Source organism: Natrinema sp. 74, from assembly GCF_046097095.1.
In the GTDB taxonomy this organism is placed as follows: Archaea; Halobacteriota; Halobacteria; order Halobacteriales; family Natrialbaceae; genus Natrinema.
Genome location: NZ_CP175698.1, coordinates 2560498 through 2586832, shown reverse-complemented (window position 1 = coordinate 2586832; position 26335 = coordinate 2560498). Strand labels below are relative to the sequence as shown.

Sequence of the window (26335 nt, the reverse complement as noted above, 5' to 3'; positions counted from 1 at the left end):
ACCCGTTCTGGCAAATCCGTCCAAACGTCTCGAGTCCGCGTCGTTTCCCGCACCGACCGGCCGGCGTTCGGTGGCCCGTCAGCACGCGGCCGCGCTACCGCGAGATGTCCTCGCCTTGCTCTTTGACGACGGTCTCGACCTCATCGGCGGTGACGAGCGCGACGTCGCCGGGGATCGTCCGCTTGAGCGACGCCGTCGCCGCGGCGTACTCGAGGGCGGTCGGGACGTCGTCGCCGTCGAGCCGGCGGGCGATGAACGCGCCGGTGAAGGCGTCGCCGGTGCCGATCGGATCGACGGTGTCGGTCTCGTAGGCGTCGTGGTCGTGGACGACGCTGTCGTGCCAGCCGACCGCGCCCTGCGAACCGCGGGTGACGACGACCGTCGTGAAGTCGTACTGTGAGCCGAGTTTGTGCGCGAGCTGGCGTGGATCGCCCTCGAAACCGAGCACGGTCCGCGCGTCGCGGGCGGCGATCACGAGCACGTCGATTCCCGGGAACAGCCGAGTCAGTGTCTCTCTGGCATCGTCGGGAGACCAGAGCTTGCGCCGGTAGTTGAAGTCGAACGCGGTCGTCGTCCCGCCCTTTCGGGCTGCCTTCAGCAGGTTCGCAGTCGTCTCCCGGAGCGTCGAGGAAAGCGCGGGCGTGATACCGGTCGTAAAGAAGACCTGCGCGTCCCGAATCCGATCGAGGTCGAACTCGCGGGCTTCGGCCGTCGAAACGGCGGTATTCTCCCGGTCGTAGACCACGTTCGTCCCGCGAGGTTTGCCCGCGTGCTCGAGGTAGTAGGTCCCCTGCCGGCCGCGGTGGCTCCAGACGACGTCCGCCTCGATGCCGTGACCCCGAAGTTCGCCGACGACGCGTCGACCAAGCGCCGTCTCGGGGACCTTCGACAGCCAGGTCGCCGACGCGCCCAGTCGGTTCGCCGCGATGGCGACGTTGCTCTCTGCGCCTGCGGCCCGGACCTCGAACTCGTCGGCGTTCTCGAGGCGCTCGTTGCCCGGCGGTGACAACCGAAGCATCGTTTCGCCGAAGGTGACGATGTCGCTCACCGTTCGACCCTCCGGGTTGTGCGGCCGCAAACTGCGGTGTGTCCCTCGATCATACCCCAGTCAACGAACGGCGGTGCTATAAGTTATGGCGGTCTGTCAGCGCGGAATTACGCGCGGTCGACCGCGTTATCGAACGTCGGCCCTGCAAAGCACTGCAGGGCCAACAGTGCGTTCGTACTCGACCGACGCTCGAGAAAATCCATCGCGAGATACTGTCTCGCCCTGTGCTGTGGACCCGCTCCGTACGGTGGCGTGCCATGACGTACGGTGCCGTGACGTACGGTGGCGCGCGCTGTAGCGCGGTGAGCGAAGAGCGAACCGCGCCACGACGTCGTGCGAGGGATGAGCGAACACCGTGAGCGAATCGGTTGGGGAGGACGTGGAACGTCCGTGTTGCCACGGTGGGAGGACACGCCGTTGTCCCTCCCCGTGTCCAACTCATCGGCCGTCTTCACAGTCGAGCCAGTCGTGTTGGCTCACGTCAGGCGGGACCGGTTGGTGTGCCAGTTTCGAGACAAAGGGGGCGATTCGTAGCGGATAGCAGAGAAAACGAAACGCCGCCGATCGACTACGCGCGGGCAGCCGAACGCTCGAGGCCCGCCGTTTCTGAGCCGCGCGGCAGTTCGAACGCGTCCTCGAGCCGACGGCTTGTTACGAGAGTCGAGCATCGACGACGGCCGTCCAGAGATCTATAGTGTCGAACTGTCAACCACTTTCCGAATGGTATCGTCGGACGGGCTCGAGACGTGGTTCGACTACCAACTCTATGTTCTGGGGCTCGCTATCGCGTTCATCGTCGTCACCGCCACGTGGAACCGATTCGTGGCGTCTCTGGGGACGCTTCCGCTCACAGGCCCGGACATCGAGCCTACGGACCCGACGGTCGCGCTCGCGGTCACGGTGACCGGCGTCCTCGTGATTGTGCTGCTGGTCGCGTTGACGGGGCTGCTGAACCGAGAGCGGCCGTGAGCTCCGACGCGGCAATCTACTGAACCCCATCCAGCGGCGACTCGACCGAGACGACGGCCGTTTCGGCCGTTCGCTCGAGCCCTCCGTCGATCCCGAACTCCCCGAGCAGGTCACACCCCGCCACGAGGTGGTCGGTCACGGCCGGCACCTGGACCCGGCCGCCGGCCACGGCGAGGAAGACGAGCAGTTGGTCGGCCATGTGCCGATCGACGGGAGCGACGCCCTCGAGAAACCGGTTCGCCGCGTCGGCGGCCTCCTCGCCGACGCGCTCGGCCGGCTTGCCGCGTTCACCCAGCGCAGAGAAGCCGGCGCTCCCGGTCCCGTGGTCGACGCGGAGCACCAGCGCGGAGCCCGGCGACGGGCTCTCGGCGGTCGTCTCGCGGCGCTCGAGCACCCCCGAGTCGGCTCCCAGATCTAGTCGCTCGAGCGCGCCTTCGGCCTGCCGGTGGGCCACGTCGCGGTCGGCCAGCGACGCCGACTCGGTCGAGTAGAGCCGGACGCCCTCGAGCGTCCCGCGCTCGCAGAGATCGATGGGCTCGAGGCGCGAGGGGGCGAGCCGGAGCGTCGCCCGGCCGCCGCCGTCGGGGTAGAATCCCCTGCGGTCGACCTCGCAGGTCGCTTCGACGCCGAATCGGCGGATCAGCGGGAGTTTGACCTGCCGGAAATAGTCAAGCGGTGGCGACCACGCCACGTCCGTCCCGCCGGTGGCCGTCACCGACAGCGGCGACTCGAGGATCGTCGCCAGCGGTAACAGGGCGTCGAACAGCAGCGTGACGCTGCCGGCGGTGCCGATATCGACGGCGTACGCGCCGCCCTCGAGCCTCGCGTCCGCCGCTCCTGGCTCGGCATCACCGTCCTCGAGTCCCGGCTCGAATTCGATCGTCTCAGCGCCGAGTTCGGCCCCCGACACGTCGGCGTCGCAGATCTCCGCTATCGTCTCGAGGACCGCCAGATGCTGGTGGGCCAGCCCGGGCGTCGGCCGGTCGCCGCGGACACCCTCGAGGCGGACGGGCTCGTTTCGAAGGGCCGACAGCGCGAGCGCGGTGCGGAGGTACTGGCCGCCGGCGCTCGAGCCGTCGAGCGTTCGCTGCGTCATCGGCGGAGGTTGGGGCTCGAGGCACCTACCGCTGGCGGCGTCGTTCGGCTCGGTACGCGTTCAGCGTTCGCCGGTTGGGTATTTCTTCTCGGCGCGTTAGAAACGTCACGTACTCGGGCGGGTGGCTTCGGTTCGATCGCCGGAGCCGACGCCGGCGTCAACCGACGAGCCAGAGCAGGGCCCCGATTCCGATCAGCACGAGACCCGCGGTCGAGGTGATCGGCTCGGGGAAGAGAAAGAGGACGGCCCCCGCGGCGACGAGCAGGGTCCCGAGTCCGTACTCCGCTTTCGCTCGGTCGAACCAGCTCCCCGCGTCGTTCGTCGTCGGCTCCGACGATTTTCCTCGCGTCCGGTCCAGCAAGCCGCCCGAATCGTCCGTCGTCTGTCCCGCCGAACCGCCTCTCATTCGGTCTACCCATCCATCGGATTCGTCCTCGGTTTCCTCGGTCGTTTGTCTGCGTCGCATGGATGATCATCCGTTCCAGAAAGGGAACAGCGGATGGCTTTCCGTCGCCGGCCGGTGAAATTCACAACGAGTGGTGAATTATCGACGTGGCTCGAGATGGCGCGCACGGTCCGTTACTCTGCTCGTTCCCGTTCGTTCGGTTCGCTCAGAGAGACGGTTTCGTTCTCCCGAACGTTTCTGGCAGCGACCGTGGCATTCGGTGCTCGATACATCTGACGGCATCTCACGGCGGCAGACCGCAGCGATGGTGCCGACCGACTCTCCGTTTTCGCAAAGGGATCGGGTTCCGGTTCGTGAATCTTTTCGGCGGTTCGGGGTGGTGATGGGAGCCGATGCGACGCTGGCGCGATCGCCTTCGGCTGTGCGATCTGGCTCTCCCGCCACGAACGCGCGACGCGCTCGGAGGCGGACATTCGAGACGTGAGCGCCGAAGGATTAGGCGGCGAGTGATGAGCGAGACCTCGGGCGTCGACTCGTCAGTTTCTCGAGCCGCCTACCCGCCGTGGCCGGGATAATCGCGCTCGAACCGGTCTTCGATCTCCGCTTCGTCGAACTGCACGATCACCGGCCGGCCGTGCGGGCAGGCGTAGGGATTCTCGCAGCCGTCTACCGCCTCGAGCAGGTCGATCACCGATCCCTCGGTCAGCGACGTGTTCCCGGTGATCGAGGGGTAGCAAGCCAGGTCGCCGAGGAACTCGTCGGCCAGCGCGTCGACCGTCTCCGCGCCCGCCTCGCGGTCACCCTCAAGAAACGACGCCAGCACGTCCCGGAGCCGATCCGGCTCCATGGTCTCTGCGAACACCGCGGGGACGGTCGTCACCGCGACCGTCCGGTCGTCGGTCCGGTCGGCGTAGAAGCCCAGCCGCGAGAGCGCCTCGCGGTAGTGTTCGAAGGCCTCGGCCTCTGCCGCGGTCAGCTCGAGCTCGACCGGCTCGGCTAGCGCCTGCGCGCTCGGATCGTCGGCGAACGCGGCCTGCAGGCGCTCGTAATTGACCCGTTCGTCGGCCGCGTGCTGGTCGATCAGGACCAGTCCGTCGGGCGTCTCGCAGACGAGATAGGTGTCGTGTAGCTGGCCCAGCACTCGCAGCGACGGCAGCGAGTCGAACGCGGTCTCGTCGCCCGTCGCGGCCTCGCCAGTTAGCGTCCGCTGTTCGGTCGCGGCGTCGAATTTGCGCTCGGGATCGGCAGCGGGGCTCGAGCCCGGTTCCGACGCAGAACCGTGATCGCGGGACGACTCAGGACCGCTCGAGCCGGTACGCGACTCCGGCTCCGCCGCCGCGCCACCGCCGTCCGCATCGGCGACCGACCCCGTGTCTGCTTCCGTTGGATCCGTCGGCGGGTCGTTTCGCGGTGTCGCCGTCGGTCCCCGATTCGGCGACGACCGGGTTCCATCGGCCGGCCGACTCGAGCCGGCCCCCGAATCGGCGCTCGCGCTCGCGGAATCGCCGGCCGACGGCGCGTCGTCCGGCTCGGTCGCCGATCTCGAGGTCGTGGATTCGCTCTCGACGTCGGCCGACGATCCGGCGGGTTCGGTGCTTCCGTCGAGCGTCGTCGGCTCGTGGTCGGGCGCGCCGGATTCCCCTCGCTCACCACCGGGTTCGACCCGAGCCTCGCCCGGTGCCGACCGGCCTCGCGGCGCGCGCGAGCGAAGGAGGCCGTGCTCGAGCAGCGCCGACTCGACGGCCGAATCGACCTGCCGGCGGACCGCATCGTCGTCGTCGAACCGCACCTCGCGCTTGCGCGGGTGGACGTTCACGTCGACCGCGTCGGGGGGAACCTCGAGGAAGAGCGTGACGAACGGGTAGCGGTCGCCGCCCAGTTGCGTGCCGTAGGCCCCCATGATCCCCTCGCGGACGGCGTCGGCCGTAACGGCGCGACCGTTGACGTAGGTCGCGAGGTAGTCCCGACTCGAGCGGTTGGTCTCGGGGTGGGAAACGAGCCCCGAGACGGACTCGAGCGGCCCCGGTGGGAGGTCGTCGCCGTCGCCGTCGACGGGGATCATCGCGGCGGCAACCTCGCGGCCGTAGACGGCCAGCAGGGCGGCCTGCAGGTCGCCCTGTCCGGTCGTCGAAAACACCTCGCGGCCGTCGTGGGAAAGCGAGACGGCCACGTCCGGATTCGCCAGCGCGTAGCGCGTAACAACGCGATTGACGTGGGCGAACTCCGTCGCCGTCGTCTTGAGGAACTTCCGGCGGGCGGGCGTGTTGTAGAAGAGGTCCTCGACCTCGACGATCGTCCCCGCCGGACAGCCGGTCGGTTCGACGCTCGTCACGTCGCCGCCCTCGTAGGCGAGTTCCGTCCCTGCACCGTCGGCGTCACGGGGTCGCGAGCGGATGGTTAGCCGCGACACCGAGCCGATCGTGTGCAGCGCCTCGCCCCGGAACCCCAGCGTGGCGACGCCGGATTCTAAGTCCTCAAGGCCGTCGATCTTGCTCGTCGTGTGCTCGCGGACGGCTACGCGGAGATCGGCCTCGGACATGCCGTGGCCGTCGTCGGCGACTCGGATCAGATCGGTGCCGCCCGCCTCGACGGTGACGTCGACGCTGTCCGCATCGGCGTCGAGGCTGTTCTCGACCAGTTCCTTCACCGCACTGGCGGGCCGCTCGACGACCTCGCCGGCGGCGATGCGGGCAACGGTGTCGTCGTCGAGCCGGTGGATGTCGGTCTCGGATGGGGTACTTTCGTCGCTCATTGTGAGTCGGCGTCGTCGGCGATCGGGTCCGACGCGCCCGTGTACTGTATACCCCTACAGACGGCGGCTGGTTAGGTCTTACGTCGCCGAAACGCGTCCGCTCGAGTACGCCGTTCGGGCGCTCAATCCTCGAGTCCCAGGTCCTGTGACATCGAGTTCCCGGCCCGCGGGACGCCTTTTACGGTCACGGTCTCGCCGTTCATGAAGGAGGCGGCGGAACTCGAGAGGAACTGGGCCACGTCGGCGATCTCCTCGGTGTGGCCGATGCGGCGGTCGGCCTGCTCGCGGGGCGGCATGTCCTCGCTGTCGATGCCGAGCGTCTCGGCGACGCCGGGCGTCTGGATGAGGCCGGGCGCGATGCAGTTGACGCGGATGCCGTGTTCGGCCCACTCGACGGCCAGAGTCTCGGTCAGGCGGATGATCGCGGCCTTGGACGCGCCGTAGTGGCTCTCGCCGGGCGCGGCGTGCTGGCCGTTGACCGACGAGAGGTTGATGATGACGCCGCCGTCGCCCTCGCGCATGACCTCGCCGGCCAGTTGCGTGCAGTGAACGGTGCTGTTGAGATTGAGGTCGACGATGGTCTGCCAGCCGTTCTCCGAGATCTCCTCGAAGGGTGCGACGAACTCGCCGCCGGCGTTGTTGACGAGGATGTCGACGTCGCCAAACTCGTCGACCGTCTCGTCGACTAAGTTCTGGACTTGCTCACGCTCGCGGACGTTACACTCGACGGCCAGCGCCTCGCCTGCGCCGTCTGCCTCGTTGATCCCCTCGGCGACCGGGCCGACGCGGTCCATCGACCGCGAGCAGATCGCGACGTTCGCGCCGCCGGCCGCGAGCGTCTCCGCGATCGCCTGCCCGATTCCCTGGCTCGCTCCGGTGACGATCGCGGTTTTCTCCGCGACATCGAAGTTAGCTTCATGCATCGTGCTACCGAGTGTCCTATCTGATCAAAGTTCTACCGATGGGCGACGGTTCCGCCGTCTTTCGATCGCGAGCCGCGACCGGCCGATCCAGTACGCAGAGCGATACCGGTCCTGATTTCCCCGTTCGAGGGGCTTTTGAACCGCGTTCGTTTGATAGCGTCTACTGCCAGACGCGTGACACGGTTTACCTCTGTCGCGCTCCTACGAGACCGGGAGTTCGCGGCACTGGCCGGGACCGCCTTCGCGCGAAGTCAGGCGTATTCGACGATTCTAATCGCGCTGGCGCTGTACGCCGATCTTTTCAAGACATCAGGGATCGTCGAGGGGCTGTTCGGCGCGGCGTTCGCGTTCGTCCAGTTGCTCATCGTCTTGCCGCTCGGCCGGAAAGTGGATACGGGGAACGCGAAACGCTACCTCCTCGCCGGCTTTCTGATCAACGTCGGCGTCTTCGTCGCGTTCGTCTTCGCGAGCAGCCCGGCTCACATCGTCCTGATTCGGATGGTTCAGGGGCTGGGCGCGAGCGTCCTCTGGATCACCGGCGCGACGATCGTCGGCGAGATCAGTCCCGACGACCAGCAGGGCCGGTGGCTCGGCTCCTACAACCAGTTCGCCTCCGTTTCGTCGCTCGCCGGCGATCTGGTCGGCGGCTACCTCCTCTACGCCTACGGTTTTACGGCGACGTACGCCGTCCTCTCGGTGATCACGCTCGGCGCGTTCGTCCTCGTCTTTACGTTCCTGCGGGACAACCCCGGCGGCCGGACAGACCCCGAAGAAACGGGCGGCGCGGAGACGTTCCGATCGCTGCTCGGCCTCCCGATGCTCCGGGCGCTGGTCGGCTTCCGGTTTTTCTTCAGCTTCGGCAAGATGGCGGTGATCCTCTTTCTCCCGATCTACGCGCGGACGAGTTTCGGTATCTCCGCGTTCGCCATCGGCTGGATCATGGCCGGCGGCAAACTCACGAAGTCGCTGACCCAGGGGTTCGTCGGCAACCTCACCGACAGCTACGGCCGGCGACACTACTTCGTCGCTACCGGCGCGATCCTGTACGGCCTCGGGACCGCAGCGATCCCGCTGGCCGCCTACGCCGAGGGGCGAATCGATCCCGTCGCGGTGACGCTCCACGGCGACACGCAACTCCTCGGCGGGGCCTTCTTCGCGCTCTTCGGGGCCTATTCGCTGCTCGGGATCGCCGACTCCATCCGCCTGCCCGCCAGCATGTCGCTGTTCGTCGACGAGGGCGAACAGTACGACTCCGTCGCCAGCGCCATGTCGCTGCGCTCGCTGGCCTGGAAGGTCGGCCAGGTAGCCGGCCCCGTCCTCGTCGGCACGACGATGGACTTCGTCTCCACGGAGGCCGGCTTCTACCTCGCCGCCGGCTTCATCGTCGTGGCCACGTCCGGCTTCGTCGTCACCGCCCGGCGCGCCCACGCCGAGCGCGTCGTAGCGGAGGGGGTCTCGACGGGTGACTGAGTCTCCGGCGGCCGACCTCGAGCACCCACAGGCTCCCGACGACGGACGGCGACTGCCAGCGCCGGCCTTTTCGGCCCCACGGTCGTCCACCGGAATATGGACCTGCGACGGGCCGATTCCGTCGCTCGAGATGTCGTCGCCGTGGTTCGCGACCGCGACGTGACGTTCATGGCGGGCAGCATCGCTCACGCCGCGTTCCTCTCGTTGCTCCCGCTGTTGCTCTTGCTGTTGCTCGTCGCCGGGGCGGTCGGCGACGAATACCTGACCAACCAGCTCGTCTCGTTGTCACAGCGGTACGTCAGTCCCGCCGGCCAGGGGCTCGTCTACGAGGCGCTGACCGCCGCGTCGAATCGCGCTGGCGCGTCGCTGATCGGTCTGGTGTCGCTGGTGTGGGGAATGTTCCGCGTCTTTCGCGGCCTGAAGACCGCGTTCGACGAGCTATACGGCCGGGAAGACAGCGGTATCCGGGCAAACGTCGTCGACAGTCTCGTCGCCTTCGTCGTCATCCTGCTCGCGACCGTCGGCGTCGGCTTCGCGACCGCGGTGCTAGCGACAATCAACCACCCCATCGCCCTGATACTGACGCCGCTCGTGCTCTTTTTCGGCCTGGTCGTCGCCTTCTTCCCCATCTACTACGTCTTCCCGGCACCGGAGGTCTCCGCGCGCGAAGCGCTGCCGGGGACCGTCATCGCCGCCGCCGGCTGGGTCGTCCTCGAGGCCGTCTTCGGTGCCTACGCGGAGCTGGTCAACACCGTCGGGACGTTCGACACCTTCGGCGCAGTCATCCTGCTCCTGATCTGGCTCTACGGCACCGCGTTCGTCCTTCTGGTCGGCGCAGCGGTCAACGTCGTTGTCGGCGGTCGGCAGCCCGACGACGTTCGCGCTATCAGCGGCGAACGGGACTCGACCGGTTCCGTCCGGACGTAAGCTCTCGCCGGGCGCCTTCGGGCAGCCACGTTCCATTGGAATCGGTTCGAGCGGACGGATCGGTGAAAAGGCTAAGTGCTACCTGCTCCTGAAACCCACCGGCGGACACACAGACGGGTGTTCGAGCACGATGACTGACTACACTGTCGAGGTACCCGACGGGCGAGAGCGCGGCATCCGAATCGCTTGCGACGAACACGGCGAATCAGCGGAGTTCCAGCCCGGTTATCGGAGCGTCGCCTTCCATTGCGAGGGCTGTGGCGTGGAACTCGAGGTCGATCTCCACGACCTCCGCGAGTGGCGCGATCTCGGCGAGATATGCTAACGTGGCTTCGGCCGGGCTGTTGACTCGCTCCGATGGCCGAAACGGAACCCGCTCGATTGAAGCAGGCGGTTAGTCCTCGAGTCGCTCCTGTAATTCCTGTACTTTGGAAACGAGTTCGATCGGCGGCGTCGTGTTGACGTCGATCGACTCGAGGTCCGCGAGGACGGCCTCGGTCTCGGGATCCAGTTCGGGAGCGTCGGACTCGGCCGCAGCCGGCCCTCCATCGGTCGACGCGGCCTGCGCTTCCCCGTCCGTCCGCATCGTCCCGCTCCCGAGATCGAAAACGGCCTGAACGGGGTCGCTCGCGGTGCCGCCTTTGGCCTCGATGGCTTTCTCCTCGCGCAGGCGCTCTAAGACGTCTCTCGAGCGCTCGACGACGGGGTCTGGAACGCCAGCGAGATCGGCGACGTGGATGCCGTAGCTGCGGTCCGTCGGGCCGTCCCGCACCGTTCGGAGGAAGGTCACGTCGCCGTCGCGTTCGTCCGCGGCGACGTGGACGTTGGCGACGCGGGGGAGGTTCTCCGCGAGGCCGGTGAGTTCGTGATAGTGGGTCGCAAAGAGCGTCTTCGCTTGCACCTCGTTGTGCAGGTACTCTGTTGCGGCCCACGCGATCGAGATGCCGTCGTAGGTCGCGGTGCCCCGGCCCACCTCGTCTAAGATAACCAGCGACTCCTCGGTCGCGGTGTGGAGGATGTTCGAGAGTTCGCTCATCTCGACCATGAACGTCGAGCGGCCCTGCGCGAGCTCGTCTAACGCGCCGACGCGAGTGAAGATGCCGTCGACCAGCCCGATCGCGGCCTCCTTTGCCGGAACGAAACTGCCGATCTGGGCAAGCAAGACGATACAGGCGACCTGTCGCATGTAGGTTGACTTCCCGGACATGTTGGGCCCGGTCACGACGAGGAAGCCCCGGTCCTCGTCCGCACGCCCGCTGGCGCGTTCCTGGCCGGCGGCTGGAGCCGCCGGCCCCAGTCGCACGTCGTTCGGGACGAACTCCGTCGTCTGCTCGACGACCGGGTGGCGACCCTGCTCGATCTCGAGGCGGTCGCCCCGATGTAACTCCGGCTGGACCCAGCGGTTTTCGGCCGCGTGAGTCGCCAGACTCGCGAGCGCGTCGACCGTCGCCAGCGCCCGGCCGACATCCTGCAACAGTTCGGCTTGCGCGGCCACCTCCTCGCGAAGCTCCTCGAAGAGATCGTACTCGAGGTCGCCACGCCGGTCCTCGAGACGCAGCATTTCGCGTTCTTTCTCCTCGAGTTCGTCGGTGGTGAACCGTTTGGAGTTCTTCAGCGTCTTGATCTGCTCGTAGTGATCGGGGACGCCGTCGGCGGCCGACTTGCCGACCTGGATGTAGTAGCCGTCGGTCTTATTTCGGTCGACGGTGACATGGGAAAGATCGTACTGGCGCTTCTCGCGGTCGGCGAGCGTCTCGAGCCACTCCCCGACCCCCTCGTGGCGCTCGATCACCTCGTCGAGTTCGTCGTCGTACCCTCGCCGGAGGAGTTCGCCCTGCGTCACCGTCGACGGCGGATCGTCGGCGACGGCGTTCTCGAGGGTCTCGCGCAGGTCGCGGGCGGCCTCGCGGTCCGGCCGGTCGACGATCCCCGAGATGGGCGAGTCGGCCAGTTCCGGCGTCGCGTCGATCGCCTCGGCCAGCGCCGGAAGCACCGCGAGCGTCTCGCGAACGGCGACCAAATCGCGCGCGTCAGCGCTGCCGTGGGTCGCTTTCGACGCGAGTCGCGCCAGATCGTAGGCCTCGTCGAGCGTCTCCTGGATCTCGTCGCGGGCCAGCGCGGCCGACGAGAGCGCGGCGACGCTCTCTTGACGCCGCTCGAGGGCCTCGAGCGACCGTCTGGGCCGCTGGAGCCACTCCTTCAAGAGCCGGCCGCCCGCGCTGGTCTCGGTGTGGTCGATCGTCGCGAACAGCGAGCCGTCACGCTCGCCTTGCATGGTCTCGGTCAACTCGAGGTTGCGCTGGGTGGTCGCATCCAGCGTGACGTGGTCGTCGCCGTGGTGGGCCTGAATGCGGGTCATCGAGGCCAGCACGCCCGCGCCGGTCTCCTCGACGTAGGCGAGGACCGCCCCCGCGGCCGCGATGGCCGGTTCGGCGACCGACAGTCGCTCGACGGTCTCGGTCCCGAACTGGTCGCGCACCCGATGGGCTGCTCGCGTGGGTGCGAACGCCTCCGTCTCGTGGAGCGTCAGCGTCGCGTCGCTGCGCTCGCGGATCGCGTTCAGGAGGTCGTCGTCGGTTCGGACGTCCGGTCCCGGCAGGATCTCGACTGGATCGAACCGGTAGAGCTCCGTCAGCGCGTCGTCGGCGTCGTCGGCACCTGCGACGAGAAAGCGGCCGGTCGTCACGTCCGCAAACGCGAGGCCGTAGCCCGCGTCAGCCGACGCGCCGCCGGCGCTTGCACCGTCGATGACCGCCGCGAGATACTGGGCGTCGGCGTCGCTCGTCTCGAGTAGGGTGCCGGGCGTGACGACCCGGCCGATCTCGCGGGCGTGGCCGGAGTCGGTCTCGTACTGGTCGGCGACGGCGACGCGGTAGCCCCGTTCGACGAGGGCCTTGAGATACGGCGTCAGATCGTCGATCGGCACGCCGGCCATGGGGTACGACGAGCCGTGGGAAGATTTTTGAGAAATCTTGAGATCGAGTTCGTCGCTGACGATTTCGGCATCTTCGCCGAAGAACTCGTAGAAGTCGCCACACTGCATCGCCAGTAGCTCGGCGTCGGTCCCCTCTTTGAGGGAGAAAAACTCGCCGACGATCCCCGTCGCCTCGGTCATACTCGGTGAGTATCGTTCCACCTCAAAAACCCTGCGGGATCCGCGGTGAAAGTAGTCGATGGCCAACGACTCGAGTGCCAACACCGCTGCGTGTCGACCCGTGAGCGCAGAAAAACGGTATCAGAAGCCGATGTCGAACGAACCCCCGTGGTGTGTCGAGGTGGTGTGTCGTGAAGAGGGTAGGGGGGAGGACCGGAGCGACCAGTCGGAAGCTGGCGGTGAACCCGGTGAAACGGCCTCCGATCATGGCGAGGGGTTCGGTGGCCTTTCGGAGCGTCGAACGGTCCGCTGGCACGACCATGTCGCCCTCGCCAAACGGTACTTCGCGATCATTGAGTAAACTTATTCGCTGATTAAAACCGTCCGAACGGTCGAAACTCGTCCGATCTCGAGGCGCGCGTGCGCCGCGTCCACGCCGCTCGACGCGAGTCCGACAGCCCGTAACGCGGGCCCGGCGGCTCAGCCGACGAGCAGGGGCACCGCCAGCGCGACGATGAGCGCCGTCAGGATCGGAATGAGGGCGAACAGTCGCTGTGCGCGAAGCGACGATGGGACGAGCGCGTGCGGGTGTGCGTTCCACACCTGCCGATGGAACGCGATGACGGCCGCGACGACGAACAGCGCAGCGGAGGCCGCGATCGCCGCCTCGAGCGAGAGGCCGAGCGCCTGGCCGTACAACGGGCCGAACGACAGGAGGAGCATGAACGAGAGCCCGACGACCACGACGAACGGGACCGGATCGACGGGGACGCCGCGACGGTTTCGAAGGGGCATACGGAACGTGCTCCCTCGAGGGACAAAGAGCTATACCGCCCGCGACGGACGTGGCGCGGATCGACCGTCTCCGGATCGGTCGCCAGCGAACAGTTAAGTGGCGGTATCGCCGTCTCCATGTATGAGCAACGGTGACTCGGAGCAAGAGGGGTTCGAGGCGGGCGTGGCGTCTTCGCGGGGCGATCCGCGCGTGTTGCTCGCGATGAACGCCGTGTTATCGACGCTATTCGCCTGGACGATCGTCTGGGGGCTGTCGTTCCTGGATATCGTGGCGTTCGAACTCGTCAACGTCGCCACGGCGGCGATCGTCCTGTTTGCGATGACGTATCTCGTGACGATGTCGTAACGGCGCTCGCCGCCGAGTTACCGGCCGTGGATGAGGCGGTGACCGAGATCGTCGATTCGATCGGTCACGCGGCCGGCCCAGGCGGCCGGCGAGACGCGTCGGATCGTCTCGTCATCGATTTCGATCGCGCCCTCGGCGAACGGATCCCGACGCTCCGCGCTGTCGTCTTCGTCGGACGAGACGACGTCGACGACCGTCGACATCGAGCACCGACCGCAGGCCTCGGTCCGTTTTTCGTCCATGGTAGTCTCTTACACGTTACTACGTTGCTGACGGCTAAAAGCTATCGCCGACTCGAGACGCGCCGGATCGGTCGAGGGCAGCGACGTCGGTTCCACCGACGAATATTTGATAGCTCGACGGTAACTCGTGGTATGGGTGACCGAACCATAAAACGGACCGAGCGCGATCTGACGACGGATCGCGGACGACCGACAGCGGCTATTCCCGATACACGATGAGTGACGGAGCGCGACCGGCGGAGCTACCGGCCGAGATCCGCGAGGCGGTCCCCGACTGGGACGACGAGTACTTCGATCGGGTCTCCGACCGGCTGCTGTACAACTACGACCTCGAGAAGGACCACCGCGTCAAGGGCGAGCGCTGGGATCTCTACGGCGAGATGCGCGTGCGAAGCCAGAAACAGTTCTTCCACCCGGCGCTCTCCTACGCCGATCACGAGGCCGAGGAATACCTCTTTGCCCGGCGCGATGCGCGCCCGACCGTGACGGACCTCGAGCACCTCGTCGAGCTCGGACACGAGTTGGCGGACGAGCGCGTCGTCCCCGACGAGGAACACTTCGGGACGGACGTTACGTTCGCACTCGTCGCCGACGAACTGTCGGACGAGGTCCGCGAGTTCGTCGCCGGCTTTCGCGACCGGACGCTGTTGACGTTCGGCTATCACGGCCACTACGAGGTCAACTTGGTCGTCGTCGTTCCCGACGCCGAGGAACACGTCGCGAGCGAGGCCGCCGACGCCGCGGAAGCGTTTACCCTCTGGGAGAACGTGACCACGCCCGACGAAGGGGTCCTCTCGCGGTTCGCAAAGCGGTTCTGGCGATAACCGACCGCGCCCGTTGCAGTTCGGCCGAGAAAACGCAGCGCTGCGGTGGTCAGTCGTCGCCCGGTTCGGCCGCGGGTGCGCCGGGCTCGCGGCGGACGCGGCTGATGTTCCGATAGCCGAGCCTGACGAGCGCGAGCGCCAAGCCGATGAGGACGAGCCCGAGGGCCATCTGGACGCCGGCCGAGAGCATTCCCTCGAGGGACTCCGCCCCGCCCTGAAGCAGGTTCAGATAGAGGTTCTCGTAGAACACCAGGATCAACAGTCCGAGGACGGTGATCGTGACCATGATCGCCATCGGGACGCCGGTCGAGACGAGCTGTTTGTTGTCGTCCCAGTTGGCGAGCCAGACGGTCGCGGTCAGCAAGGCGAGCGCGGCGAGCAGCTGGTTTGCGCCGCCGAACAGCTGCCAGAGGACGACCCACTGACCGGAGACGACGAGCAGGTATGCGGGGACGATCTGGACGATCGGGTTCGTGTACCGTCCGCGCGCGATCGACGCGGGGTCGGCGTTCAGCCCCGTGTCGGTCCGCCCCGCGGGCGTGCCGACGATCTCCTCCATCATGTACCGACCGAGACGGACGGCGGTGTCGGTGGACGTAAGCAGGAAGCTCACGAGCACGAGCGCCATGAACACGGCCCCCGCCGTTTCGGGAATACCGAGGCTCGTGAGGATGACGCCGCCGCCCGAGGCGAAGTTCGGCAGCGCAGCGCCGATACCGCCCTCGACATCGGGAGCACCCCACACCGCAAGCGTCGAGAGGGCGACCGCGGCGAGCAGTCCCTCTCCGAGCATCCCGCCGTAGCCGATCAGGCGGGCGTCGGTCTCCTTGTTAAGCTGTTTGGCGGTCGTCCCCGAGGAGACCAGCGAGTGGAAGCCGCTGATCGTCCCGCAGGCGATCGTGATGAACAGCAGCGGGAACAACGGCGCGTATCCCGCCGCCTCGACGCCCCAGAAGCCTTCGAACGCGCCGATGGAGCTGTCGATGGTGAGCGGTTCGGACGACGTACCGAGGAACGTCCCGACGAGGATCGCGACGATCGCCCCGCCGACGCCCGCGTACAGCAGGAACGACGACAGGTAGTCACGCGGCTGGAGCAACACCCAGACCGGCAGCGCGCTCGCGATTGCGGCGTAGACCATGACGATCGGAATCCAGCCCGCGGTGTTACCGCCGCCGACGCCCGCGAGCGCGGCCGCACCCGGCACCCAACTCCCGTCGCCGCCGAGTAGCACGATCGTCCCGGCGGGGTAGTCGCCAGCGAACAGGGCCAGCGGGAACTGGATGCCGACCCAGACGGCGGCGAACACGCCCGCGACGAAGAGAATCGTCCCGGGAATGAACGGGCCGTTGAACTGGTACAGATAGACGCCGAACGCCAGCGCCAACGCGATGTAGATGAACGACGCCGTCACCACCTGTGGGTACGCGTTGAAGACGATCCCAACGACGAGCGCGAACACCGCTACGACGAGGACGATCGTCAGGAACGCGAACCACAGCAACATGTTCTTGCCGCTCTCACCGACGTACTCGCCGATGATGTAGCCGACCGACTTCCCCTCGTGGCGGAGACTGCCCGACAGCGAGACGAAGTCGTGGACGGCCCCCATCAGCGGGTTCCCGATGGCGATCCACAGCAATGCGGGCACCCACCCCCAGATCGCGCCGGCCGTGATCGGGCCGACGATGGGCGCACCGCCCGCGATACTCGAGTAGTGGTGGCCCAACAACACCGGTTTCTTCGATGGCACGTACTCCTGGCCGTCCTCGTATTTGTGTGCCGGCGTTTGTGCCTCCTCGTCGAGTTCGACGAACTGCGTCAGGTATCTCGAGTACCCCACGTAGCCGGCGGTAAACGTCACCAGTACTGCCGCGATGATCCAAATGACCTGTGTCATGGTAACCCCACGCAAATCAAGGGCGCGCACAAACCTTAATAGTTGTTTATAATCTTTGAGCGAACTGACGGTATTTTTTAATTGCCCGCGGTCGCGGAACAGCACGACCAACGGCGGGGACTCCACGAAGCAACTGCCGTCACGATGGTCGTCGATCGTCGGCCGTGGCCGCTCGGCGGACGGCCGTTCGGTCGGAACCGCGACTCACTCGAGCACGGCCTCCAGCGCGTCCATCGTCCGCTCGACGCGGTCGACGCGCGCGTTGTGGCCCATGTGGCCAATTCGGAGCACGTCGTCCTCGAGATCGCCGAGGCCGGTCGCGAGAACGATATCGTGCTCGTCGGCCAGGTCGCGCTGGAGATCCGCGGCGCGTCCCTCGACCTCGAGCGCGGTCACCGTCGGCGAGGCGTTCGCGCCGTCGGGATACGGCGACAGTCCGAGGTCGTCGGCCTGCTCGCGACACCGCGTCGCGGCTTCCTCGTGGCGCTCGAAGACGCTTTCGAGGCCCTCCTCGAGCAGTAGGTCAATCGCCGCGTCGAGCCCGTAGAGGTTCGCAGAGAGGTGCGTGTAGGGGAACCACTCCTCGTCGGCGGCGTCGCGCCACGGCTCGAGGTCGGTGTACAGCGACGCCGTCTCGAACGATTCGATCGTCTCCCACGCCCTGTCGCTGACCGAGGCGACGGTCAGCCCCGGCGGCGCGCTGAAACACTTCTGGGAGGCCCCGAGACAGATATCGATCCGGTCGGTCGGCACCGACGTCCCGCCGAGCGAGGAGACCGCGTCGACGACGCTCACCACGTCGTGGTCGTCGCACAGCTCCAATACCGGCTCGAGGTCGTTCAACACGCCGGTTGGCGTCTCGCAGTGGACCATCGTCGCGGCGTCGAACTCACCGTCCGCGAGGTGGGACTCGATTCGCTCGAGGTCGAGCGGTTCGCGCCACTCTGCGTCACAGACCACCGCCTCGCCGTCGGCCATCTCGACGAAATCGACGAAGCCCTCGCCGTAGCGCCCGTTCGCGATACACAGCACTCGATCGCCGGGTTCGACCAGCGACGCGATGGCGGCCTCGAGTCCGAGGATGCCCTCGCCGCCGAGGATCACGACATCGTCGTCGTCGCCGTAGATCGCCTCGAGTTTGCCCGTCAGTTCGCGATAGAACTCGAAGAAGTCGGGCTCGACGTCGGGGTTCGGCGTCGGCTCGCTCATGCGCTCGCGGACGGCTGCCGGGACCTCGGTCGGGCCGGGGGTCATGCGCAGTCGGTCGTCGGTCATACGCGTTCTACGGGGATGTCTGGCCATAAAACCACTCGAGACGGGCCGTCTCCGTCACTGCATCGCGTCAGATGTCGCGTCGGTATCCGTCACTGACGGGAAACGGTATGTCTTCTCCCGTCGTGTCAATCAGACATGGCGAATCGCGATCCACGCCACAGCGCGGACGCCGGTGCACCCGACCACCCGGTATTCGCCGCGCTCTACGACCGGCTCCCCGACCGACTCCTGCCCGGACCCCACCGCGAGTACCTCGCGGCCGACCTCTCGGGGCGGGTCCTCGATCTGGGGGCGGGCAACGGCCCGCTGTTTCGATATGCGGCCGCGGCGGGGGCCGACCTCGAGTACCACGCGGTCGAACCCGACCCAAACAGGCGACGCCGGGCTGCCCGGGAGGCGACCGACGTCGGGCTGGAAGTGCGCCTTCGCGACGCCCGCGCGGAGTCGCTGCCCTACGCCGACGATGACTTCGACATCGTCATCGCGGGACTGGTCTTCTGTACGATCGCCGATCCCGATGCCGCCCTTGACGAGGTCGCCCGCGTCCTGCGGCCGGACGGGGAACTACGCTTCCTCGAGCACGTCCGTAACGACGGCTGGCGGGCGCAGGCACAGGACGCGCTCACCCCGCTGTGGAAGCGTGCGGCCGGCGGGTGCCGACTGAACCGCGAGACGATCGAGCGGTTCGTCGCCCACGACGCCTTCGAGGATATCGAGGTCGAACGGCTGCAGTTCGGCTTCTTTCCGGCGACGCCGATCTTCCGCGGGCGGCTCCGCCGACGGGGCGACTGACTCTCGAGCGGACGGCCACCGATACCTTCACTTCTCGTAACAAAGAGAGAGTATCTCATCGGGCGGAGACAGTCACTCCTGAATGGACGCCACAGATGAGGGCTGCTCGCAGCGGTGGACGATACGCGACTTCGACCCGCTTTCGCCCGTGGTGATGGCAAGCAGCTCCCAACATCTCTCCGAGCACTCCACCACTTGTGGAAAGATATATCGATAATTTCTAATAGAAACGGATATACAAGTCATAAAATAGTATCGTGAATATGAAGGAAACACTCCCCGGGCAGGGCTAATGGAAGGAGAACAAACTGAACTGCCGATTGAACCGGGTACCGTCAGAGAGCGATATCGAGACTTCGCCGCCGAAATCGAACGCCGAGAAACGTCGTTACAGAGCGACGTCCCGATCGAAGAACCGTATGGCGTTTCCGAACCGCTCTACCGTCTCTCTGAGCGCTGGGACCAGAGCGAAAAGTCGCTCCGCACGACCTCCGTTTTGAACGTCTATCATCACAGTAGCGACCCAGCCGATCTACAGGCGTTAGAGCCCGTGTTGCTTGGTTTAGACGCGACGATTAACGTTCTCGATGATATCATCGATACTCGACAGTTAGAGCCCGATGAGAAGCTCGATCTCACGATCACCACGGCGTTTTCCAACGCGTATGCGTTGGGAAATATACCGCCGCGACATCTCTCGGACGTCCTTCAACGGTACTACGAGTATCTCGTCAAACTCTTCCAGATACCGCGCGTCGAGGAGCGACTTCTCGAGCAGTTCACTCACGCGGAGACGAGACGAGAGCGCCTGAAGACCGCCGAAGAGATCTACGCGTATCGAAGCATGGATATGACGATCTTTGCGCAAATTCCGGCCCAGATCTTGGATCTCGAGGCGGAGAACGCGGACCGGCTGATCTCGGACTTAAAGAGCTATCGAGCACGCCGTCTCTTGTTCAAGGATCTGGCGGACACGAAACGCGATTTGCGCGACCACGACGAAACGCCGGTGCTCGCGTTGCTCCAAAACTCGGCGGATCCACACCGAATCAGGGAGTTCCTGCTCGAACTCGTCGGTTCGTTTCCCTACTCTGCGACCGGTCGAGATCACTACGCGGACAGCCTTCGCACGCTCGAACGACGACCAGCGGACCTCACGGCGACGATCGAACGACGAATACGGGAAGTAAAGACGGACGCCATCTAACTGCTACGCAAGGACCACGATGTGACGGTCCGACTCGGCCAGACCAGCGTAGTACGGCCGCTCGAGTTCCGACGATATCCGGAGCGGACCGCGCGGGCGCGAACTGACTGATCGGCCACACCGCTCCGTCTCGAGGGACTCGAATTGAGAGCGGGTCGCCGCCGTTTCGAGGGGTATTGTGACGGTCTCGCTTCGTCGTCGGACGCCGTCGTCGAATCGGCGTTGCTTGTAGTGTGTTATCGATGGTCGTCAGATTTGGAATCCACCGGTTGAGAACCGACGCAGTCGGGCCCGCCCGAACGCAACTGGCTATTATCAAAGATTATATGTGGATTCGAAATTTTATTCACGCTCCTGAGGGAGGATCTCGAGGGGTCGTGTCGTGTTATTCGCTTAATTGTTGTATGTGTACATCAACTGGCCGATACCTTTTCTACGGTGGGCGAGAAAGAGTGAACACGGATAGTTAACAGATAGTAGCGTGAGGCGGTTGCGACGGTGATCAGCTGCGCTCACGGCGTGTCTCTCACGATTTCCTATGAGTCATTCAGGACACCCGACCTCCGGCCGATCGACGAACCAGTCGCCGGTCGATCAGTCGATCTCAACCGATCGCGACGGCCTCCGTGACGAAGTGGTTCGCGGCTTCGAGACGTGGATCGATACGTACGATACGGGGTCTCGGGAGTACGTGCGGTATAGCCTTCGGCGCTTCATTCGCCAGTACCTGCGCGGTACGTCGTATCAGCCGTTCGCGGAGACGATCTCCATTCCCAAACGAACGGGAAACTGCGATCTCGTCATCGACGACTGTATCGCCGTCAAGATCATCCACAACCTCAACGGCGGCTCGAAGGAGTGGATACACAAGCAACTGCGATCGATCTTTCAGAACTACGACCATCTGATCATTTACGGCCACCAGATCGCACCGGAGCACCTCGACATCTGGTATCAGATCAAGCGCTCGCTCGGCCGCCGATCGAGCCGTCAGGAGTCGATTTCCGTCCTTCAGACGGTCCAGCGGATCGAGTACCGGATTCCCCTGACCGACAAGGGCGTGCGGAAAGCCGTCGTTCACAAGGCCCTCGTCTACGTGCTTTTTGCCGTATTCGTCCTCGCCGGGGGACAGTTCCTGTCGCTGACCGACGGAGCAAACATCATGGCACAGACGTACGTCGGGGCGCTGATCGTCTACAACGTCATCGTCATCCTCATGGGTGCGTTCCTCGTTCGGGCGCTATAGCAAAGCGCCGTGCTCGCCGGACGTCGACCGACAACTCTGTGGCCACGGACCGAACGAGGATGCTCGGGGTGGCCGACTTCGGCCCACCGCCTCGTCACGTGAACCGATGTGACTATACAGCCGACCCCGACTCCGACCACATTTGGAATCAAATACCCAAGATTCAATTAACAGATGAACAGTCAAAACTGTTTTCTATTAGCAGCGTATACGTGAATCATGCGATATGTGACGTACGTTATCACACCAGCACGGGGATACTTCGATCGGGGTGCGGAGCGCCTCCGTGCAGCGGGAGTCACGTTCGAGTCGATCCAAAACATCGACCAACTCAGCGACGGGACGATTATCACCCACAAGGTAGTCCGCGGAGCGCAATCCGCCGTTCGGGATGCGCTCGAGCGGAGCGAGTCAGCCGTCGTCGACTACCAGCTCACCGACGCCGGCGAGACAGCGATCCTCCAGTTACAGTATCGGCCCAGCGACCTCACCCGAGAGTTACTCGGAGTTCACCGGGGACACGCGGCGGTTCTGGAGTACCCACTCGAGTACACGGGGCCGGAAAACCGGCGCCTCCGTGTCACCGAAATCGGTCGCGAGGAAGCGCTGCGCCAGATCGTCGAGGAGACCGAGGCGCTCGTCGACGTGGAAATCGAGGCGCTCGGACCCTACGATCCGTCCGATGATCGCCCGTTTGCCGACCTGACGGATCGACAGCGGGAGGTACTACGCGTCGCCGTCGAGGAAGGCTACTACGAGGAACCGCGGCAGGTGACCTACGAGGACATCGCCGCCCGCCTCGAGTGCTCCGCCGGGACCGTCGGACAACACCTTCGCCGGATCGAAGCCCGTCTCATGTCGACGCTGATCACCGGTGCCGGCACGGAGCGGACCTCCGAGGGCGAGCAGACTCGAGGATCGACGCCGACGCACTCGTCGCGATAACGACGACTTCTCACCGACGGTAGCTGCGAACCGAGGGAGCCGGGGATCGACCGGTTCAGGTCGGACACTCGAGCGCACCCAGGTCGCGACGTGACTGATATGTGACTCGACCGCGTAGTCTCGCCATGGCAACAGTACTCGTTGCACTCGACGATCGCTTGCTCGTCTGTACGGGCGACAGCGCCGACCCCGCTCGCTGGACGGTGACGCCTCGCCTCGAGGGCATCAATCTCGAGTGCGTCGCAGCCAGCCCCGATGCGCCGGAACGGCTCTTCGTCGGTACCGTCGACCACGGGCTTTTTCGAAGCGCCGACGGTGGCGAGACGTTCGCGCGCCTCGAAACCGAAGGCTCGGCAGCGGTGGCCGCGACCGGTCGAACGAGCACGAACGAGGCGCACGGAAGCGACGTGGCTCCCCAAACCGACCGCGTGATGTCGCTGACCGTCAGTCCACACGACCCGCGAGTCGTCTACGCCGGCACTGAACCGAGTCGGATCTACCGCTCGCCCGACGGCGGCGACTCGTGGACTCGCCTCGAGGGGCTGACCGACCTCCCGTCGGCCGACGAGTGGTCGTTTCCGCCGCGGCCGGACACCCACCACGTCCGCTGGCTCGCGGTCGATCCGTTCGCTCCCGACCGGCTCTACGTCGGAATCGAGGCCGGCGCGTTCGTCTACACGCCCGACGGCGGCGAGACCTGGCGCGAGCGACCCGACGGCTCCCGGCGGGACAATCACAGTCTTGCGACGCATCCCGACCGCGAGGGTCGGGTCTACGCCGCGGCCGGCGACGGCTACGCCGAGAGCGACGACGGCGGCCGGTCGTGGCGGCGACCACAGGACGGCCTCGCACACCGATACTGCTGGTCGGTCGTCCCCGACCCCGGGGACCCGGAACGGGTCCTCGTCTCGAGCGCGCACGGCGCGTGGTCGGCCCACGACGCGAACAGGGCGGACTCGTACGTCTATCGCCGCGATGGCGGCGAAGCGTGGGACCGGCTCGACGGCCGCGGACTGCCGACCGGCGAGGGCGTCGTTCGAGCGACGTTCGCGACGACCGGCGAGTCGGGCGTTGTCTTCGCGGTGACGAACCGCGGACTGTTCGTCACGCGGGACTTCGGCGATTCGTGGGACCGGATCGGGATCGAGCAGCGACTCGAGGGACGGACGCCCCGGGGACTGGCCGCGCTGTCCTGATATCGCGCGGTGGCCCCGGATCACTCCCCAGCGGCGCGCGCCCGGACGACAGCACTCGTGACAGCGTGAATCGGTGCGACGAGCGTACTACTCAGGAGCGTGCCCGCGTACGGGATCGCCGACAGCAGCCATGCGGCGAGCCCGAACGTGAGCACGAGCCCGATGAGTGACAAACTCGAGTTGCGTGTGGCGCGAACGCTGCGACGAAGCGCCGAGAGCGGCCCGACACCGGCGGCCGCGTATGCGGGGGCGGCGAAAAATCGGGCCAGCACGAACAGGATGCCGATGAACAGCGGAATCCCGAAAATCACTCCGACGGTTCCGACCGTACCGAGTAGTCGACCCGCGCTGTGCAACAGGACGACGAGTCCGACATAGGCGAGCAACTGCCGGCCGAACGAGACGTCCGTCTGCGCCGCTTCGGTGTCGCCGTCGGCAACGCGAGCGATCGTGACGACCCCAGCGACCACGACGGTGAGCAGTGCGACGGCTTCGAGCCCGATTCCCCACGCGAGGTAGGGGAGTTTGAGGTCGACGAGGGCCTCGAGCGGGCGAATCGTTTCGTGGGTGCCGGTCGGATAGCCGGCGAACTCGATCGAGATGCCGTCGCCACCGGCGGCGGCCGTCGGCAAGGGGTCGTATCGACGCAGCCAATCGACCAGCGTGAGAACGAGGCCAGCGATCGCGAACGGAAGCGCGAGCGTCGGCTCTCGTCGGATCCGATCCGCGGCCGTCCGGAGCGGCGACGGCGGTCCGTCCTCGCCGGCAGTCGCGGCCTCCGGTTCGTCGCCGGTCTCGCCGTTCGACTCCTTGCTCCGTCCCGGATCTTCGGTACCGGTCGACCGCGATCGCGAGGCCGTCCTAGATGGAACCAAATCGGTCGTCTCGTCGGTCATGCGCGATCCTCCAGGGCGAGGACCCGGTCGCCGTCGACGATGTAGAGGACGCCGTCACCGATCGCGGGCGGCGAGAGGTACCACTCCGCCTCGTAGGTGAAGCGTTGCTCCCCCGTTTCGGCGTCGAACGCGATGAGTTCGACCCCGTTCGTGACGTAGACAATGCCGTCGGCGACGATCGGCGTCGCCTCGTGGTTGAACGGGACCGACCAGTCGTCGTCGCCCGTCTCGAGGTCGAGGGCGTGCAGTGACGTCTTCCCGTTTATAACGAATACGCGCCCGTCAGCGACGGCGGCGGCTCCATCCGTCATGTTTCCGTCGAGCGTTCGCGTCCAGCGGACGTCGCCGTCGGTCCCGTACAGCGTGACGCCACTCCGGGTTGGGACGACCACGCCGAGTTCCGTCGCGGTCGGCGGAAGGATCGTCGCATCGTCGTGGTCGTCGCGCCACAGCACGTCGCCCGTCTCGGCGTCTATCGCTCGGACTTGGGACGGCCAGCCGGTAGCGAAGACGGTCCCGTCTCGCACTGCCGGTCGGGTCAGTGTGACACCAGACCTACTGTCGTGTTCGATGTCCGTTCGCCACCGTTCGTCGCCGTTATCCCCCTCGAGTGCGACGATGCCGCTGGTGTTCGGAACGACGCTGTACACCGTGCCATCGACCGCCACCGGTGGCGGTGTCTTCGACGGGCCGAAGACCGACAACTCAGCTGTCTCACTCGGTCGCTGCCACCGCTCGTCGCCGAACCGGTGTCCGAACAAACACAGTCCGCCGCCGGCGTTTAGCCCCACGACTCCGTCCGGTGAAGTGATCACCAGCGTCTCGGTGCGATAGATCGACGCCGATGCGCGTGCGGGACTCGAGCGGTAGACGCCGCCATGATTCCCGTAGGAGAACCGAACGTCGCCGGTCGCGGCGTCGAAGGCGACGAGGGTTTCGTTGCCAGCGTAGACCGTCTCGTCGACGACCACGGGCGGGTCGAGTTCGAAGCCACCGGTCTGCTCGAGTTCGCCTTCCCACTCGATCTGCGGGTCGTCCGTCGGACCCGACGCATCGGGGTTGTAGCTGGTGCCGGCGGCGTCGTAGCGGGCCATCGGCCAGTCGAGGGTTGCAGTTCCCGACCGGTCGGCCGTGGCCGCGTGGCCGCCGATCAGTCCGATACCGGCGAACCCGGTTCCCGCGAGGAGCTGTCGTCTGGAGGGCATCGTATTCGACGCATCTGTTGTAGTAGTGAAGAGTATTGATATCTAACACCGCCACACACCAATTGCAGTCCGACGGAGCATCCGGAGCAGACGGCGGCCGCTGGCTTTGGATCCGCCGAGTTCTGTGTGGGATCTCTGGGTCCTCGAGCGGGGACATCGCGACCGAGCAGTGCCACACGGCAGCGGCGAACGGGTGGGCGCTTCGAAATCCTTTTAGGCGCTACACGGGGATAGTAGGGTAACTGAGTGATATCATGGACGTCGACATCATCTCCGAAGAGGAGAACCCCATGTTGCATCGGACCGACGTGACTTTCGAACTGTCTCACGAGGACGCCACCCCCGAGCGGCTGCAGGTCCGGGACAGCCTCGCCGCGAAGCTGAACAAGGACGCCGACGAGGTCGTCATCCGCAAGCTCGACACCAAGTTCGGGATGCGCAAGACCGTCGGGCAGGCGAAAGTCTACGACACCGCCGACTACGCCCGTGAGGTCGAGCAAGATCACATGCTCGAGCGCAACAAGATCGGTGCCGAGGACGAGGCCGAGCCCGAGGCGGAGGAAGCATAAATGGCACACTACGATCTCTACACCGACGACGGCGACACCGAGGGCGAACTCTGCCCCCGCTGTGGCGACGCCTTCCTCGCCGACCACGGCGACCGCAAGCACTGCGGGAAGTGCAGCTACACCGAGTGGGAGTAGCGAGGGTCGAGCGTAGCGAGATCCCTCGCGCCCTCAAATCGATCAGTTTTGATGCGGACCGTGATCGGACGGCAGTG

Annotated in this window: 25 protein-coding genes; 13 read left to right on the top strand and 12 right to left on the bottom strand. The window is 65.9% G+C overall.

The genetic code is table 11. The annotated features are described in order from the left end of the window. Nucleotides 1-94: 94 nt before the first annotated feature. A complete protein-coding gene (kdgK1, locus tag ACJ70B_RS12890) occupies nt 95-1048 on the bottom strand; it encodes a bifunctional 2-dehydro-3-deoxygluconokinase/2-dehydro-3-deoxygalactonokinase (protein ID WP_408957398.1) in 954 nt (317 codons plus the stop codon). 720 nt (nt 1049-1768) lie between these two features. Between kdgK1 and ACJ70B_RS12885 the strand changes: the two genes are divergently transcribed. After that, nucleotides 1769-2017 carry a hypothetical protein gene (locus ACJ70B_RS12885; RefSeq protein WP_408957397.1) on the top strand — a complete coding sequence of 83 codons (249 nt, stop codon included), beginning with the start codon at nt 1769-1771 and terminating at the stop codon, nt 2015-2017. A gap of 16 nt (nt 2018-2033) precedes the next feature. Here the strand turns inward: ACJ70B_RS12885 and rtcA are convergent, their stop codons facing one another. The 4 genes from rtcA to ACJ70B_RS12865 form a co-directional block, all read right to left on the bottom strand. Then, nucleotides 2034-3113, bottom strand: a complete 1080-nt coding sequence (gene rtcA, locus ACJ70B_RS12880) for an RNA 3'-terminal phosphate cyclase (RefSeq protein ID WP_408957396.1) — start codon at nt 3111-3113, stop codon at nt 2034-2036. A gap of 157 nt (nt 3114-3270) precedes the next feature. Continuing rightward, nucleotides 3271-3579 (bottom strand): hypothetical protein, encoded by a 309-nt coding sequence (locus ACJ70B_RS12875; RefSeq protein ID WP_408957395.1) that lies wholly within the window; start codon nt 3577-3579, stop codon nt 3271-3273. A 493-nt stretch (nt 3580-4072) separates the two neighbouring features. Next, complete coding sequence (gene mutL / locus ACJ70B_RS12870; protein ID WP_408957394.1) at nt 4073-6271, bottom strand: DNA mismatch repair endonuclease MutL; 2199 nt, start codon at nt 6269-6271, stop codon at nt 4073-4075. A 122-nt stretch (nt 6272-6393) separates the two neighbouring features. After that, the gene (locus tag ACJ70B_RS12865) at nt 6394-7194 is read right to left on the bottom strand and encodes an SDR family NAD(P)-dependent oxidoreductase (protein WP_408957393.1); all 801 of its coding nucleotides are present in this window, start codon (nt 7192-7194) and stop codon (nt 6394-6396) included. 174 nt (nt 7195-7368) lie between these two features. Here ACJ70B_RS12865 and ACJ70B_RS12860 point away from each other — a divergent pair, with 174 nt between their 5' ends. The 3 genes from ACJ70B_RS12860 (at nt 7369) to ACJ70B_RS12850 (ending at nt 9916) form a co-directional block, all read left to right on the top strand. Further along, entirely contained in the window at nt 7369-8664 is a 1296-nt protein-coding gene (locus tag ACJ70B_RS12860) for an MFS transporter (protein ID WP_408957392.1), read from the top strand. Nucleotides 8665-8760: 96 nt separating this feature from the next. Further along, nucleotides 8761-9591 carry a YihY/virulence factor BrkB family protein gene (locus tag ACJ70B_RS12855; RefSeq protein ID WP_408957391.1) on the top strand — a complete coding sequence of 277 codons (831 nt, stop codon included), beginning with the start codon at nt 8761-8763 and terminating at the stop codon, nt 9589-9591. 130 nt (nt 9592-9721) lie between these two features. Continuing rightward, entirely contained in the window at nt 9722-9916 is a 195-nt protein-coding gene (locus tag ACJ70B_RS12850) for a hypothetical protein (protein ID WP_408957390.1), read from the top strand. Between the two features lie 69 nt (nt 9917-9985). On the opposite strand, the gene mutS is transcribed toward ACJ70B_RS12850, so the two are convergent. Together mutS and ACJ70B_RS12840 are read right to left on the bottom strand one after the other, a co-directional pair. After that, nucleotides 9986-12706, bottom strand: coding sequence for a DNA mismatch repair protein MutS (gene mutS, locus ACJ70B_RS12845; RefSeq protein WP_408957389.1), 2721 nt, complete (start codon nt 12704-12706; stop codon nt 9986-9988). Between the two features lie 459 nt (nt 12707-13165). Beyond that, nucleotides 13166-13480 carry a hypothetical protein gene (locus ACJ70B_RS12840; RefSeq protein ID WP_408957388.1) on the bottom strand — a complete coding sequence of 105 codons (315 nt, stop codon included), beginning with the start codon at nt 13478-13480 and terminating at the stop codon, nt 13166-13168. Between the two features lie 121 nt (nt 13481-13601). Between ACJ70B_RS12840 and ACJ70B_RS12835 the strand changes: the two genes are divergently transcribed. Further along, a complete protein-coding gene (locus ACJ70B_RS12835) occupies nt 13602-13826 on the top strand; it encodes a hypothetical protein (protein ID WP_408957387.1) in 225 nt (74 codons plus the stop codon). Nucleotides 13827-13843: 17 nt separating this feature from the next. Here the strand turns inward: ACJ70B_RS12835 and ACJ70B_RS12830 are convergent, their stop codons facing one another. Next, a complete protein-coding gene (locus ACJ70B_RS12830) occupies nt 13844-14068 on the bottom strand; it encodes a hypothetical protein (RefSeq protein ID WP_408957386.1) in 225 nt (74 codons plus the stop codon). Between the two features lie 215 nt (nt 14069-14283). Between ACJ70B_RS12830 and ACJ70B_RS12825 the strand changes: the two genes are divergently transcribed. Then, on the top strand, nt 14284-14892 hold the full coding sequence (locus ACJ70B_RS12825; RefSeq protein ID WP_408957385.1) for a hypothetical protein: 609 nt from the start codon (nt 14284-14286) through the stop codon (nt 14890-14892). Between the two features lie 49 nt (nt 14893-14941). Here ACJ70B_RS12825 and ACJ70B_RS12820 read toward each other — a convergent pair whose 3' ends face one another. Both ACJ70B_RS12820 and ACJ70B_RS12815 read right to left on the bottom strand, forming a co-directional pair. After that, nucleotides 14942-16792 (bottom strand): carbon starvation protein A, encoded by a 1851-nt coding sequence (locus tag ACJ70B_RS12820; RefSeq protein WP_408957384.1) that lies wholly within the window; start codon nt 16790-16792, stop codon nt 14942-14944. A 204-nt stretch (nt 16793-16996) separates the two neighbouring features. Next, nucleotides 16997-18067, bottom strand: coding sequence for a pyridoxal-phosphate-dependent aminotransferase family protein (locus ACJ70B_RS12815; protein WP_408957383.1), 1071 nt, complete (start codon nt 18065-18067; stop codon nt 16997-16999). A gap of 135 nt (nt 18068-18202) precedes the next feature. Between ACJ70B_RS12815 and ACJ70B_RS12810 the strand changes: the two genes are divergently transcribed. From ACJ70B_RS12810 to ACJ70B_RS12790, 5 genes are all read left to right on the top strand, one after another. Continuing rightward, a complete protein-coding gene (locus tag ACJ70B_RS12810) occupies nt 18203-18859 on the top strand; it encodes a class I SAM-dependent methyltransferase (protein WP_408957382.1) in 657 nt (218 codons plus the stop codon). A gap of 292 nt (nt 18860-19151) precedes the next feature. Next, nucleotides 19152-20066, top strand: a complete 915-nt coding sequence (locus ACJ70B_RS12805) for a hypothetical protein (protein WP_408957381.1) — start codon at nt 19152-19154, stop codon at nt 20064-20066. 538 nt (nt 20067-20604) lie between these two features. Beyond that, on the top strand, nt 20605-21312 hold the full coding sequence (locus ACJ70B_RS12800; RefSeq protein ID WP_408957380.1) for a hypothetical protein: 708 nt from the start codon (nt 20605-20607) through the stop codon (nt 21310-21312). Nucleotides 21313-21531: 219 nt separating this feature from the next. Further along, on the top strand, nt 21532-22257 hold the full coding sequence (locus tag ACJ70B_RS12795) for a helix-turn-helix domain-containing protein (RefSeq protein WP_408957379.1): 726 nt from the start codon (nt 21532-21534) through the stop codon (nt 22255-22257). Between the two features lie 125 nt (nt 22258-22382). Further along, a complete protein-coding gene (locus ACJ70B_RS12790; protein ID WP_408957378.1) occupies nt 22383-23453 on the top strand; it encodes a WD40/YVTN/BNR-like repeat-containing protein in 1071 nt (356 codons plus the stop codon). A 20-nt stretch (nt 23454-23473) separates the two neighbouring features. Here the strand turns inward: ACJ70B_RS12790 and ACJ70B_RS12785 are convergent, their stop codons facing one another. Together ACJ70B_RS12785 and ACJ70B_RS12780 are read right to left on the bottom strand one after the other, a co-directional pair. Further along, nucleotides 23474-24349 (bottom strand): hypothetical protein, encoded by an 876-nt coding sequence (locus tag ACJ70B_RS12785; protein WP_408957377.1) that lies wholly within the window; start codon nt 24347-24349, stop codon nt 23474-23476. After that, nucleotides 24346-25554, bottom strand: coding sequence for a PQQ-binding-like beta-propeller repeat protein (locus ACJ70B_RS12780; protein ID WP_408957376.1), 1209 nt, complete (start codon nt 25552-25554; stop codon nt 24346-24348). Before ACJ70B_RS12780 ends, ACJ70B_RS12785 begins: the two co-directional genes overlap by 4 nt. A 254-nt stretch (nt 25555-25808) precedes the next feature. Here ACJ70B_RS12780 and ACJ70B_RS12775 point away from each other — a divergent pair, with 254 nt between their 5' ends. Further along, nucleotides 25809-26123: a 30S ribosomal protein S24e gene (locus ACJ70B_RS12775; RefSeq protein ID WP_408957375.1), complete on the top strand. Its 315-nt coding sequence runs from the start codon at nt 25809-25811 to the stop codon at nt 26121-26123. Further along, nucleotides 26124-26258: a 30S ribosomal protein S27ae gene (locus ACJ70B_RS12770; protein ID WP_408957374.1), complete on the top strand. Its 135-nt coding sequence runs from the start codon at nt 26124-26126 to the stop codon at nt 26256-26258. Nucleotides 26259-26335: the final 77 nt, after the last annotated feature.

Excerpts from the sequence above, each read along its gene's own strand:
- ACJ70B_RS12855 (WP_408957391.1), top strand. The coding sequence starts at position 8,761 with ATGGACCTGCGACGGGCCGATTCCGTCGCTCGAGATGTCGTCGCCGTG.
- ACJ70B_RS12810 (WP_408957382.1), top strand. The coding sequence starts at position 18,203 with ATGGCGAATCGCGATCCACGCCACAGCGCGGACGCCGGTGCACCCGAC.
- ACJ70B_RS12835 (WP_408957387.1), top strand. The coding sequence starts at position 13,602 with ATGAGCAACGGTGACTCGGAGCAAGAGGGGTTCGAGGCGGGCGTGGCG.
- rtcA (WP_408957396.1), bottom strand. The coding sequence starts at position 3,113 with ATGACGCAGCGAACGCTCGACGGCTCGAGCGCCGGCGGCCAGTACCTC.
- ACJ70B_RS12825 (WP_408957385.1), top strand. The coding sequence starts at position 14,284 with ATGAGTGACGGAGCGCGACCGGCGGAGCTACCGGCCGAGATCCGCGAG.
- ACJ70B_RS12875 (WP_408957395.1), bottom strand. The coding sequence starts at position 3,579 with ATGCGACGCAGACAAACGACCGAGGAAACCGAGGACGAATCCGATGGA.
- ACJ70B_RS12800 (WP_408957380.1), top strand. The coding sequence starts at position 20,605 with ATGAGTCATTCAGGACACCCGACCTCCGGCCGATCGACGAACCAGTCG.
- ACJ70B_RS12830 (WP_408957386.1), bottom strand. The coding sequence starts at position 14,068 with ATGGACGAAAAACGGACCGAGGCCTGCGGTCGGTGCTCGATGTCGACG.
- mutS (WP_408957389.1), bottom strand. The coding sequence starts at position 12,706 with ATGACCGAGGCGACGGGGATCGTCGGCGAGTTTTTCTCCCTCAAAGAG.
- ACJ70B_RS12850 (WP_408957390.1), top strand. The coding sequence starts at position 9,722 with ATGACTGACTACACTGTCGAGGTACCCGACGGGCGAGAGCGCGGCATC.
- ACJ70B_RS12805 (WP_408957381.1), top strand. The coding sequence starts at position 19,152 with ATGGAAGGAGAACAAACTGAACTGCCGATTGAACCGGGTACCGTCAGA.
- ACJ70B_RS12885 (WP_408957397.1), top strand. The coding sequence starts at position 1,769 with ATGGTATCGTCGGACGGGCTCGAGACGTGGTTCGACTACCAACTCTAT.
- ACJ70B_RS12820 (WP_408957384.1), bottom strand. The coding sequence starts at position 16,792 with ATGACACAGGTCATTTGGATCATCGCGGCAGTACTGGTGACGTTTACC.
- ACJ70B_RS12780 (WP_408957376.1), bottom strand. The coding sequence starts at position 25,554 with ATGCCCTCCAGACGACAGCTCCTCGCGGGAACCGGGTTCGCCGGTATC.
- ACJ70B_RS12790 (WP_408957378.1), top strand. The coding sequence starts at position 22,383 with ATGGCAACAGTACTCGTTGCACTCGACGATCGCTTGCTCGTCTGTACG.
- ACJ70B_RS12770 (WP_408957374.1), top strand. The coding sequence starts at position 26,124 with ATGGCACACTACGATCTCTACACCGACGACGGCGACACCGAGGGCGAA.
- ACJ70B_RS12795 (WP_408957379.1), top strand. The coding sequence starts at position 21,532 with ATGCGATATGTGACGTACGTTATCACACCAGCACGGGGATACTTCGAT.
- ACJ70B_RS12775 (WP_408957375.1), top strand. The coding sequence starts at position 25,809 with ATGGACGTCGACATCATCTCCGAAGAGGAGAACCCCATGTTGCATCGG.
- ACJ70B_RS12785 (WP_408957377.1), bottom strand. The coding sequence starts at position 24,349 with ATGACCGACGAGACGACCGATTTGGTTCCATCTAGGACGGCCTCGCGA.
- mutL (WP_408957394.1), bottom strand. The coding sequence starts at position 6,271 with ATGAGCGACGAAAGTACCCCATCCGAGACCGACATCCACCGGCTCGAC.
- ACJ70B_RS12815 (WP_408957383.1), bottom strand. The coding sequence starts at position 18,067 with ATGACCGACGACCGACTGCGCATGACCCCCGGCCCGACCGAGGTCCCG.
- ACJ70B_RS12840 (WP_408957388.1), bottom strand. The coding sequence starts at position 13,480 with ATGCCCCTTCGAAACCGTCGCGGCGTCCCCGTCGATCCGGTCCCGTTC.
- ACJ70B_RS12865 (WP_408957393.1), bottom strand. The coding sequence starts at position 7,194 with ATGCATGAAGCTAACTTCGATGTCGCGGAGAAAACCGCGATCGTCACC.